Genomic DNA, 11037 nt, shown 5'->3' with positions numbered 1-11037 from the left:
CGTCAGATTCCGAAGCAAGACCATGCAATTCTTTAATTCTAACAAATTCAGCTAAGATGTTTTTTAACCAAACATTTAATGTATCAGAATCAATAGCTTTGAAATGTTCTTTTATTAATGAGAAAAGTTTCATTGTCATTATTTCATCAGTTAACAATTCTTCAAATAAATTTTTCCCATTTAGTTCTACAACCAAATCAGTAATATTGATTAAGCGTTTCTTATTTAGCATATAAATTTGAGCATATGGAGAATAAAAAGGCTTTTTAGCCTGATTAATTGAAAATACTAAACCCCCAGCTATGCTGGGGAGAATAGTGTAAGTGGAAACGGTGAGGATATAACGAAAAAGCCTCCTATGATAAAATGAGAATGGTGTCGCAAGCCAAACTCAAAAATAGGAGGCAGTCCCAATGGACAATAAAAGTTTATCACACAGTAGATGGAAATGCCAGTACCACATAGTATTTATTCCAAAGTATCGGAAAAAGCAACTATACGGACAAATAAAAGAAGATGTACGAGAAATACTTGGTACGCTATGCAAGTATAAAAATGTAGAAATAATAGCAGGAGCAGTATGCGTAGATCATGTACATTTAAGCTTAGCAATTCCGCCGAAGCTTAGTATATCAAGTTTCATGGGCTATTTGAAAGGAAAAAGTACGCTGATGATTTATGATAGACATCCAGAATTGCAGAGTAAGTGGAATAAAGCGTTTTGGTCGCGAGGATATTATGTAGAAACCATTGGTAATATAACCGATGAAGCAGTACAGAAATACATTAAAGAGCAAGCAGAAGAGTCGCGCAAGGAAGACATGAGAAGTACCGCTTTTTAGCGGACCAGTAAGGATGCTTGCGACACCGCCCTATTGGGCGAGCAGTAAGAAAGCCCTTATTAGGGCTAATATCAAACCACCAGTTGAACTGGTGGTTGCTGACTTAGATTATGAATAAACATGCTATGTGAAGATATATCTTTTTCAAAATCTTTAATCGACTTATTACCTATAAATTCACTTAACGTAAATTTTCTTTCGCTTTTTCCATCACAAGCAAAGAAAAGTGCAACTAAGGGTGAATAACTAACATCTACTAAATTAGTTGGAATGCCATGATGTTGACAAAATGCCAGAAAATAATTTTTCTCATCTTCTGAAAGTTGTCCAATAACTCTGTTGTAAAAAGCCGTATGAAGATGTGGCATATCATAAATCATATCAGAATCCCAGCCACCCCAATAAGGTCTAAATCCACTTGCCTTAATAGAAAAGTATGGTTCATTTTGCCCCCTATAAATATAATCTGAAATATTATTTTTTTCTATAAGCGCAAGGTATTTGGATATACTATCTACTTTGTATTTCTTCATTGTTCCTCCAAAGATAAAAGTCATTTATTTAAATTATAACACTCTTATTTTCTTCATACAATTATTTACGATAACAATTGCTGGTGATATTAATAAATATAGGTTTATTGTACTTTTTGACAAAAGTGATTCACTGTGATATAATATATATGAGGTGATGAAGTTGGCTGTTTCTGAAAATAATACAAGAGTAATAATTACTCTTTCAAAAGAACTAAAAGAGCGGTTAGATGAACTGGCAAAGGAGGACAAACGAACCTTTTCCAATCTTTGCGCTAAAGTTTTATCTGACTATGTAAGCCAGAAAAAGGACGGTGAATAGTCTTTGAGAATCTTTATTTACAGCCGTAAATCGGTTTATACCGGCAAGGGCGAAAGTGTTGAGAATCAAATTGAAATGTGCAAGGAATATATTGCAACCAAACTTTCCCTAGCCGATAAAGCAGAGATAACCGTTTATGAGGACGAGGGCTTCTCTGCAAAGAACACGGACAGACCGCAGTTTCAGCAAATGCTCCGTGACATCAAATTGAACAAGCCGGAGTACATTGTTTGCTACCGCCTTGACCGTATCAGTCGTAATGTAAGCGATTTTTCTTCTCTAATTGAAGACCTGAACAATCACAATATTTCTTTTATTTGTATCAAAGAAGAATTTGACACATCAAAGCCTATGGGAAAAGCCATGATGTACATAGCTTCCGTTTTCGCCCAACTAGAACGGGAAACCATAGCGGAGCGTGTCCGTGACAACATGCTCATGCTGGCAAGAACCGGACGTTGGCTGGGCGGCACTACTCCCACAGGATTTACTTCTGAAAAGGTACAGGAAATCGTTATTGATGGTAAAATCAAAACTGCCTGCAAGTTAAAAGACAATCCAGAAGAACAAAAAGTAGTGGATTGTATTTTTGAAAAATTCTTAGAGCTTCGCAGTGTGTCAGGTGTAAGCAAATATTTAATTAAACAGGGAATCCAGTCCCGTACCGGAAAGATGTTCTCTCTGCTGGGAATCAAAGAAATTCTTCAAAATCCGGTCTATTGCATTGCTGATGAAGACGCATGGGGCTACTTTACAGAACATCATGCAGATATTTGTTTTGATAAGTCCGAATGTACCAGTAAATATGCATTATTGGCTTATAATAAGCGTGATTACAGAAAGAAGAACGCTCCACGCCAGGGAATGGACAAGTGGATTGTTGCAATCGGAAAACACAAAGGGCGTGTATCCGGTAAAAAGTGGGTAGCCATTCAGAACATCTTAAAAGATAACATTCCAACAGGTACAAAACCTGCTATTATGCACAATGACTATTCTTTGCTTTCCGGCTTAATCTATTGTGATAAATGTAAAAGCCGTATGTTTGCAAAACAGCGTGGCGGCAAACGTGCGAACAATGAGTTATATGATTATATTTGTAACAATAAACTTCGTGGTGGTCTGGATTTATGCGACTGTCAAAATATCAATGGTCAGCAGGCAGATGATTTAGTGTGTGAGTACCTCATGCAGTACACCAATGAAAATTCCGGTATCTACAAGCTGTTGGAAAAGCTGAAACATGACTTGCAAGGACAGACACAGAAAAGTCCGCTTGCAATCATAGAGGACAAAATAAAAAAATGTAACAGTGAGATTGAGAATTTGGTCAACACACTATCACATGGAAATTTAGGAGCAGCTTTCATTGAACGAGTGAGCACCAGAATAACGGAGCTTGACAAAGAGCTGTCTTCCTTAAAAGAAGAACAACTCCGTTTGCAAAAGGATACCAATATCATAGCCGACAGAGAAATTCAGGTGGATATGCTGTCCACGGTATTAGCAAGTTTCAAGAACAATTTTAACACGCTGTCCATGGAAGAAAAGCGAACCTTAATCAAACTGATGGTTAAAAAAATTGTCTGGGACGGAAAAGACCTCCATATTTTTATCGACGGCGAGTAAGGAACTGTCAGCCATTTACTCGTCGTATGGAGCAAAGTTGCCGTTTGGGTGGTGGCGCATTCCCAACTCTGATTGCCATTATCACCATGTTCTTTATCAGCGGGGCCTCAGGCGTATTCTCCTCCATATTATCTGCGGCAGTCCTGTCAGGCGTGATCGTACTGGGGATTATCATGACGTTTTTCATATCAAAGATATTATCTGTAACCATACTAAAGGGAGTTCCTTCCTCCTTTACATTGGAACTGCCGCCTTACCGCAGACCTCAAATCGGTAAAGTCATCGTACGTTCCGTATTCGACCGCACCCTGTTTGTATTAGGCCGTGCCGTAGCGGTGGCAGCTCCGGCCGGTCTCGTCATCTGGCTGATGGCCAATATCACCATAGGAGATGCAACCCTGCTTGCCCACTGTTCCGGCTTTCTGGACCCGTTTGCCAGGCTCATGGGATTAGACGGAGTCATCCTGCTGGCATTTATCCTTGGATTTCCGGCCAATGAGATCGTGGTCCCTATCATCATCATGGCTTACATGGCGGAAGGAAGCCTTAGGGAAATCAACGATTTATCCGTATTAAGAGAGCTCCTTGCAGCCAATGGCTGGACCTGGATCACTGCGATCAGCACCATGCTCTTTTCCCTGATGCACTGGCCCTGCTCCACCACCTGCTTAACGATCCGAAAGGAAACGCAGAGTTTCAAATGGACGGCTGTTTCCTGGCTCGTCCCCACCGCAGCCGGATTTATCGTATGTTTCCTGTTCTCAACCATTGCAAGGGCCTTCCTCTGATGTTTAAATTTCCCTCCAATTGTCAAAAATAGCAATAGAATACCCAATGGGAAAGGAGGGGGAAGCGTGAGCAGGAGTTATCATGTTTACGCCCTGTCAGACCGGTTGAAGGCCAGAAAAATCGAGCGCGAAATCGCCAAGGTTGACGGGGTGAAAGACATAAGAATCTCGGAAGACTTAAGAGAAATGAGTATCGAAATGGACACAGGAAAAACCTCCGCCATCATGGAACGGGTGGTAAACATCTGCAACCGGATATCGAACGGCTGTGAAGTGAAGTATAAGTTCAGCTGAATATCTGATCTGCCACACAAAAAGAGGGCTTGAATTCCATAATGGTTCAAGTCCTCTTAACAAACGGTATCAGTCCTGTAAGATATGGAGGTCAATGGGCATTCTTTGCGTACTCGCCGATCTTTTTGTCCATATTTGATATATGCTTTGTCAGCCAGTCCAGTACCATCTGGTTCGCATTCAGGATCACCAGCAAATTTCCGCCGGAAGCGCTGTAATCATTGCGCAGCTTCGTTAATTGTGTAATAAAAGCAGCATGTGCTTTTTTCTGTTCTTCGTATCCCGGATAGTGAATACTCAGCATATATTTTTCCTCATCTGCAAAGTGCTTTTTGGTGTAATCATCCAGAAAAGCAAGAAGCTCTCCCACATATTCCCTGGCACGGTTGTTCTTACCGGCTTCAAAAAGTGCCTCTGCTTTTTCAAACCACATCTTATGCTGATCATCGATCATTGATATTCCCACTGATAAATTTGGTGTCCATGGCATGGCTTTTTCCTCCTAGGTAATAAATAATAATAGTTTCTTTTATTGTATACCCAAAATAAGGAAAAATCAATGTTGTTATTGGATGGAAAAGTAATCAAAATATGCAGATAAAATTGACGTACCCCTCCGGCAATGCTATAATTTCTATCTAGTATACAGTTAAGGGAGAATGAATATGGAGGCAGAAGGAATCCGTCTAAATAAATTTTTAAGCGAAGCCGGGATATGCTCCCGCAGGGAGGCGGATCGACTCATCGGGGCAGGAAAGGTCCGCATAAACGGACAGGCTGTTTCACCCGGACAGAAGGTCCTTCCCGGACAGTCTGTAACCGTAAATGGCCGGACCATTACAACTGATGAAGAAGAAAAGAGCCATAAGGCGGAACAGGTCCTTCTAGCAGTCCATAAACCACGCGGCATCGTATGTACCACGTCGGAGAAAGACCGGGCTCCCAACATCGTTGATATGGTAAATTATCCGGTAAGAATCTACCCCATCGGCCGTCTGGATAAGGATTCGGAAGGTTTGATTCTCATGACCAATCAGGGCGGCCTGGTGAATAAGATGATGCGCAGCGGAAATGCTCATGAAAAGGAATATCTGGTAAAAGTAAACCGCCCGGTCACGGATGATTTTATCCGGAAAATGAGAAAGGGAGTATTCCTGCCGGAGCTGAATGTGACCACCAGGCCATGCTTTGCGGCCAAGGCAGGAGAAAAAGCGTTCCGCATCATTCTGACGGAAGGGCTGAACCGCCAGATCCGCCGAATGTGCAGCCAGTTTTGCTATGAGGTACGAATGTTAAAACGAATGCGGATCATGAATATAGAACTGGGAGATCTAAAGCCCGGAGCTTACCGGGAGCTTTCGAAGAGAGAATACCACCAGATGAAAGAAGCCTTAAAGGGCTCGACGAATCTTTCCTATAAAGAACAGAAAAAGGAGAAATCTGATGGACGCTAAAATAAACAGAATGAAAGAACTGATTGCTGTGCTTACGGCTGCAGGTAAGGCTTACTACCAGGAAAGCCGGGAGATCATGAGCAATTACGAATACGATAAGCTCTACGATGAATTGCAGGATCTTGAAAACGAGACCGGAGTCATTCTTTCCAAAAGCCCCACCCAGAACGTGGGATACCAGGTCTTAAGCGAACTCCCGAAAGAGGCTCACGAGCGCCCCATGCTTTCCCTTGATAAAACCAAGAGTGCGGAAAGCTTACAGGAATGGCTGGGCGGCCAGACCGGAATCCTTTCCTGGAAGCTTGACGGCCTGACCGTTGTTCTTATCTATAACCACGGAACCCTTCAAAAGGCTGTAACCCGTGGCAATGGAGAAATCGGGGAGGTCATCACAAACAATGCAAAGGTATTTTCCAATATCCCATTAAATATATCCCATCAGGGAGAACTGGTCCTGCGTGGGGAAGCAGTGATCAAATATTCGGATTTCTTTAGGATCAATGAAGAAATCGGAGACGCTGCTGCGAAATATAAGAACCCCCGGAATTTGTGCAGTGGTTCCGTAAGACAGTTAAACAATCAGATCACAGCAGGCCGGAATGTGAACTTCAAGGCATTTACGCTTGTAACGGCAGAGGGAGTTGACTTTAAAAACTCCAGAAAGGAGCAGTTTGAGTGGCTGAAAAGGCAGGGCTTTGACGTCGTGGATTATAAAATGGTGACCCGGGATACCCTGCCGGAGGCAGTAGAGGAGTTTGCAGAAGCCATTCAGGATTATGATATCCCCTCAGACGGCCTGGTGCTTCTTTTCGATGATATCGCTTACGGAGAATCCCTTGGCCGGACAGCCAAATTCCCGCGGAATGCCATTGCATTTAAATGGGCCGATGAGATCAGGGAAACAAAGCTCAACTATATCGAGTGGAGCCCGTCCAGAACCGGACTCATCAATCCGGTAGCCATATTCGACCCGGTGGAACTGGAGGGAACCACGGTGAGCCGGGCCAGTGTCCACAATTTAAGCATTATGGAGGCACTTGAGCTGGGGGAAGGAGATCAGATTACGGTATATAAAGCCAACATGATCATTCCTCAGATTGCCGATAACCTGACAAGAAGCGGGAAGATACGGATACCGGACCAATGTCCGGTCTGCGACGGAAAGACCGAGATCCGTAAGATCAATGATGTAAAGAGCTTATACTGCACCAACCCGGACTGCCAGGCCAAACGGATCAAGAGCTTTTCCCTTTTTGTCAGCCGGGATGCGTTAAACATTGACGGTTTGTCGGAGGCAACCCTGGAGAAATTCATCGGTGCCGGATTTATCCGGGAGTTTGCGGATATCTTCCATTTGGAGGAGCATGAGGAAGCCATCACCCAGATGGAGGGCTTTGGTAAAAAGTCCTATGATAATCTGATACAGGCTATAAAAAATGCCTCTCATACCACACTCCCAAGGCTTGTATACGGTTTGGGAGTCGCCGGAATCGGTCTGGCAAATGCAAAAATGCTTTGCCGGGAATTTAAATATAATTTTGAAAAGATGCGCCGCGCAGACGAAGAAGAGCTTATCGCAGTCTCTGGCATCGGCAAGGTGCTGGCAGATGCCTGGATTACCTATTTTAAGCAGGAGAAGAACAATGAGATGGTGGACCGCCTGCTGTCCGAGGTTACCGTTATGCAGGAAGCAGAGACGGAAGGGAACGGAATATTTGACGGAATGGTATTTGTCATAACCGGTTCCGTGAACCATTATTCCAACCGGAAGGAGCTTCAGGAGGTAATTGAAGCCCACGGCGGCAAGGCCACCGGTTCCGTGACTTCCAGGACAACCTATTTGATCAACAATGATACTACGTCGAATTCTTCTAAAAATAAAAAGGCAAAGGAACTGGGAGTGCCGATTATTTCAGAAGAGGATTTCATAAAAATGCTGGAGGAATAATTTATGCCGATTAAAGTACAAAAGGATTTACCTGCAAAAGTCATACTGGAGAGGGAAAACATCTTTACGATGGATGAGGACCGCGCATTAAGCCAGGATATCCGTCCTCTGGAAATTTTAATTGTCAACCTCATGCCGGTAAAGGAAGAGACCGAAACTCAGCTTCTCCGGGCATTATCCAATACGCCTTTGCAGGTGGACTGTACCTTTTTGATGCTGGAGAGCCATACTTCCAAGAATACGTCTGCCAGCCATTTAAACAAGTTTTATGTTTATTTTGACGAAGTGAAGAAAAAGAAATTCGATGGGATGATCATCACCGGGGCACCGGTGGAGAATATGGAATTCGAAGAGGTCAATTACTGGGAAGAGTTAAAGAAAATTATGGAGTGGAGCAAGACCCATGTAACCAGCGCCCTTCACATCTGCTGGGGGGCCCAGGCAGGGCTTTACTACCATTACGGAATACCGAAATACAAGAGGGAGAGTAAGCTGTCCGGTATTTACCGCCACAAGGTTCTGGACCGGAAGGTGCCGCTGGTGCGCAGCATGGACGATTATGTGATGGCTCCTCATTCCCGTTATACGGAGATTCGGAAAGAGGATATTTTAAAGCATCCGGAGCTTATGATTCTGGCGGAATCCGAGGAGGCCGGGATTCTTCTGGTGATGAACCGGAATGGGAAGCAGATATTTGTCCAGGGGCATCCGGAATATGACCGCATGGCGTTGAATGGAGAGTACCATCGGGACCTGGAAAAGGGGCTGGAGCCGGAGATCCCATGTAATTATTATGAGAATGACGATCCGGATACGGTGCCGGTGTTAAATTGGAGAAATGCGGCGAATACGCTGTATGGGAACTGGCTGAACTTCTATGTATACCAGATCACGCCTTATCTGCTTGAGGTGGAGGAGTGAAAATCCTTTATATTATAGGGGCTAGAGTTAATTTACCTAATTAAAGGCAAGATGTAAAAATATCATAAATTATCGCTAAATAGCACGTTTTATCATGAAAATGGGGTACACATGGGGTACAAAAACATGCTTTAAGGGGTACAATTAAACGAAAACAAAAGACCTGTATAACTGAACAATTTGAGCTTTAAAATAAGGGCATTATAGGCTATAGAAATATAGTTTATAGTGTCCTTATTTAGCGTTCAAATAATGTATGTAAATATCCCCCTCCCATAGCTTCAAATAGGTATATGGACATTCTAATGCGTCACAGCAGCATATGCAGGTACAAGTTGAAATGATAATTTCATAAGGAAATAATAAACCACAGGAGGTAGATAAAAATGAATAAGGAAACACACAGTAAGGGCATGGAGGAAATACCTACCGGGATAAAAGAGGTCAAGACGGTTGACACAGAATGTTGAAAGTAAATTAAGAGCAATAATAAAAGAGGACTTGATTTCTCAAGCCCTCCATTGTATAATCTACTTAGAAAGTGTATCGGAATTGATTTTCCGATTGCCCTCAGTTAATTAAAATGAATTCAAAGAATAGCATCTTACTTTCTCAGGGTAGGGATGCTATTTCTTTTTGTTATTATGATTGTCTATGTAAGACAGAGCCGTAAAAACCACGAGTAATAAGGTTAAAACTTCGCCTGTACTCATAAGGGCATCACCCTCTCTTTTGTAATACTAGAGGGCATCTAACATCGGAAAATCGCATCCGTTTTCTTTTTGATTATACATTCCAATTATAGCATATGAAGCATTAATTCACAATCAGAAAAGCGCCAACAGGAGAGTTTTTAATCTTCTGAAAGCTCCATAATAGCAGCAAAAATGTCCTTTAGTGTGTATTCAGTATCTTTTTTCATTTAATCATTCCCCTTGTCATTTTAAATTATTTCAATATCCTTATATCCATTTTCATACAACTGTTCCATAGTATAATCATAATCACCAATATCGCTTAATTTCTGCAAATATACAGTGCTCCAAATGCCTTTATAAATGCGGTTTGTTTATGTTATAATGAAGTAAATCAAGAATATGCAATTCAATACAATCGCCAAAAGGAGAAAATAAAATGTTTAGAGAAATGAGAAGAAAAAAACAATTACTGTCAAAAGAACTGTCTGAAGATATTCTGAATCAAGGAATTACGGGAGTTTTAGGTGTCATAGGTGATGAGGGCTATCCATATACGGTACCTCTTAATTATGTATATGAAGATGGAGTGATTTATTTTCATTGTGCCAAATCCGGACATAAATTGGACGCGATCAGGAAAAATAATAAAGTATCATTTTGTGTAATTGAAAAAGAACAGATTGTGCCTGAAAAATTCACCACATATTTTAGAAGTGTTATAGCATTTGGGAAAGCAGGCGAAGTTGAAGAAGATAATGAAAAATGGCGGGTTATGCGGTTGTTGAATGACAAATATGCTCCAGGCCGTGACGAAGCAGGCGATGAAGAAATACAAAGAGAGTGGAATATCTTATGTGTAATTAAAATACAGGTAGAGCATTTAACAGGGAAGGAAGCAATAGAGCTGGTAAAAAAGCGTAATTAAACGTTGGGTTCCGAAAAACAATACAGTAATTTCATGGAGCTTCTGATATAGATGAGATTTACTCATTATACATTTTGGTCCGCAGGAGGTGTTTATGGTATGTTGATATTGATGATATGGGAGAGGGGAGTAAGAAACGATAATATGCGGAGAAGGTAAAACGCCTGCTGGGGTGGAATATGCTCTGGCAGGAGTTCCCCAATTGCGGGGAAACCAGTGCGGTTCTTTGTATAATTTCTTTTAAAGGAGGTAATGATGGGTCAATTTTATCATGCCGTTGATATTCCAGAAAAGGGGCTTCATATGCGCCACTATATCCATGCGGTCGGCGGCTACCGCTATAACTGGCATGAAGAGTATGAAATCATGCTGATTCTGGCCGGCTCGGCTGATGTGTGCGTAGAAGGGGAAATCTATTCTTTGGAAGCAGATGATCTGCTTAAAGAATTTCCTCCCAGCCAATCAGCGGTTAACCGGACCAAAAAAGATGAAAAGCAGCTGGCACAGATCAAAAAAATATTAACCTATATTGAAATAATCTCTCGGAATCTTGAGAGATTATGCCGGTAGGGCTGGCAAAGTGAACTTTGATAAGTAAATATTATCCAGATGAGTAGAAAAGTAATGGAAATTTCGAAAAATGGGCATGAGAAATAGACATAGCTGCCGCTATGGTTTAAAAT

Annotated in this window: 11 protein-coding genes and 2 pseudogenes; 10 read left to right on the top strand and 3 right to left on the bottom strand. The window is 41.9% G+C overall.

Annotated features, from left to right (window positions below; translation table 11 throughout):
• Positions 1-232, bottom strand: a pseudogene (locus tag BQ9856_RS25080) (FRG domain-containing protein); the annotation flags it as partial.
• Positions 233-413: 181 nt separating this feature from the next.
• Here BQ9856_RS25080 and tnpA point away from each other — a divergent pair.
• Positions 414-842 (top strand): IS200/IS605 family transposase, encoded by a 429-nt coding sequence (gene tnpA, locus BQ9856_RS02570; protein WP_077609580.1) that lies wholly within the window; start codon positions 414-416, stop codon positions 840-842.
• Between the two features lie 71 nt (positions 843-913).
• On the opposite strand, the gene BQ9856_RS02565 is transcribed toward tnpA, so the two are convergent.
• Positions 914-1375 carry an FRG domain-containing protein gene (locus BQ9856_RS02565; protein WP_235839105.1) on the bottom strand — a complete coding sequence of 154 codons (462 nt, stop codon included), beginning with the start codon at positions 1373-1375 and terminating at the stop codon, positions 914-916.
• A 163-nt stretch (positions 1376-1538) separates the two neighbouring features.
• Between BQ9856_RS02565 and BQ9856_RS02560 the strand changes: the two genes are divergently transcribed.
• The 4 genes and pseudogenes from BQ9856_RS02560 (at position 1539) to BQ9856_RS02545 (ending at position 4408) form a co-directional block, all read left to right on the top strand.
• Positions 1539-1697: a ribbon-helix-helix domain-containing protein gene (locus BQ9856_RS02560; RefSeq protein ID WP_077609579.1), complete on the top strand. Its 159-nt coding sequence runs from the start codon at positions 1539-1541 to the stop codon at positions 1695-1697.
• A gap of 3 nt (positions 1698-1700) precedes the next feature.
• Positions 1701-3326: a recombinase family protein gene (locus tag BQ9856_RS02555; protein WP_077609578.1), complete on the top strand. Its 1626-nt coding sequence runs from the start codon at positions 1701-1703 to the stop codon at positions 3324-3326.
• 53 nt (positions 3327-3379) lie between these two features.
• Positions 3380-4114: pseudogene (locus BQ9856_RS02550) on the top strand (nucleoside recognition domain-containing protein); the annotation flags it as partial.
• Positions 4115-4180: 66 nt separating this feature from the next.
• On the top strand, positions 4181-4408 hold the full coding sequence (locus BQ9856_RS02545; protein ID WP_077609576.1) for a hypothetical protein: 228 nt from the start codon (positions 4181-4183) through the stop codon (positions 4406-4408).
• A gap of 91 nt (positions 4409-4499) precedes the next feature.
• Here the strand turns inward: BQ9856_RS02545 and BQ9856_RS02540 are convergent, their stop codons facing one another.
• Positions 4500-4898: a bacteriohemerythrin gene (locus BQ9856_RS02540; protein ID WP_077609575.1), complete on the bottom strand. Its 399-nt coding sequence runs from the start codon at positions 4896-4898 to the stop codon at positions 4500-4502.
• Between the two features lie 175 nt (positions 4899-5073).
• Here BQ9856_RS02540 and BQ9856_RS02535 point away from each other — a divergent pair, with 175 nt between their 5' ends.
• From BQ9856_RS02535 to BQ9856_RS02515, 5 genes are all read left to right on the top strand, one after another.
• Positions 5074-5862 carry a pseudouridine synthase gene (locus BQ9856_RS02535; protein ID WP_200801240.1) on the top strand — a complete coding sequence of 263 codons (789 nt, stop codon included), beginning with the start codon at positions 5074-5076 and terminating at the stop codon, positions 5860-5862.
• The gene (ligA, locus tag BQ9856_RS02530) at positions 5852-7810 is read left to right on the top strand and encodes an NAD-dependent DNA ligase LigA (protein WP_077609573.1); all 1959 of its coding nucleotides are present in this window, start codon (positions 5852-5854) and stop codon (positions 7808-7810) included. Before BQ9856_RS02535 ends, ligA begins: the two co-directional genes overlap by 11 nt.
• 3 nt (positions 7811-7813) lie before the next feature.
• On the top strand, positions 7814-8731 hold the full coding sequence (gene metA / locus BQ9856_RS02525) for a homoserine O-acetyltransferase MetA (protein WP_077609572.1): 918 nt from the start codon (positions 7814-7816) through the stop codon (positions 8729-8731).
• A gap of 1134 nt (positions 8732-9865) precedes the next feature.
• Complete coding sequence (locus BQ9856_RS02520) at positions 9866-10354, top strand: pyridoxamine 5'-phosphate oxidase family protein (protein ID WP_077609571.1); 489 nt, start codon at positions 9866-9868, stop codon at positions 10352-10354.
• A 252-nt stretch (positions 10355-10606) separates the two neighbouring features.
• The gene (locus tag BQ9856_RS02515) at positions 10607-10924 is read left to right on the top strand and encodes a hypothetical protein (RefSeq protein WP_139348634.1); all 318 of its coding nucleotides are present in this window, start codon (positions 10607-10609) and stop codon (positions 10922-10924) included.
• Positions 10925-11037 lie beyond the last annotated feature (113 nt).

The organism is Clostridium sp. Marseille-P2415, assembly GCF_900155545.1.
Lineage (GTDB): Bacteria > Bacillota > Clostridia > Lachnospirales > Lachnospiraceae > Lacrimispora.
The sequence above is the reverse complement of the archived record's forward strand: the minus strand, read 5'-3'. Positions and strand labels throughout refer to the sequence as shown.

Bases quoted from the DNA above. Each gene is read 5' to 3' on its own strand.
- BQ9856_RS02565 (WP_235839105.1), bottom strand. From the start codon at position 1,375: ATGAAGAAATACAAAGTAGATAGTATATCCAAATACCTTGCGCTTATA.
- BQ9856_RS02515 (WP_139348634.1), top strand. From the start codon at position 10,607: ATGATGGGTCAATTTTATCATGCCGTTGATATTCCAGAAAAGGGGCTT.
- ligA (WP_077609573.1), top strand. From the start codon at position 5,852: ATGGACGCTAAAATAAACAGAATGAAAGAACTGATTGCTGTGCTTACG.
- BQ9856_RS02540 (WP_077609575.1), bottom strand. From the start codon at position 4,898: ATGCCATGGACACCAAATTTATCAGTGGGAATATCAATGATCGATGAT.
- BQ9856_RS02535 (WP_200801240.1), top strand. From the start codon at position 5,074: ATGGAGGCAGAAGGAATCCGTCTAAATAAATTTTTAAGCGAAGCCGGG.
- metA (WP_077609572.1), top strand. From the start codon at position 7,814: ATGCCGATTAAAGTACAAAAGGATTTACCTGCAAAAGTCATACTGGAG.
- BQ9856_RS02520 (WP_077609571.1), top strand. From the start codon at position 9,866: ATGTTTAGAGAAATGAGAAGAAAAAAACAATTACTGTCAAAAGAACTG.
- tnpA (WP_077609580.1), top strand. From the start codon at position 414: ATGGACAATAAAAGTTTATCACACAGTAGATGGAAATGCCAGTACCAC.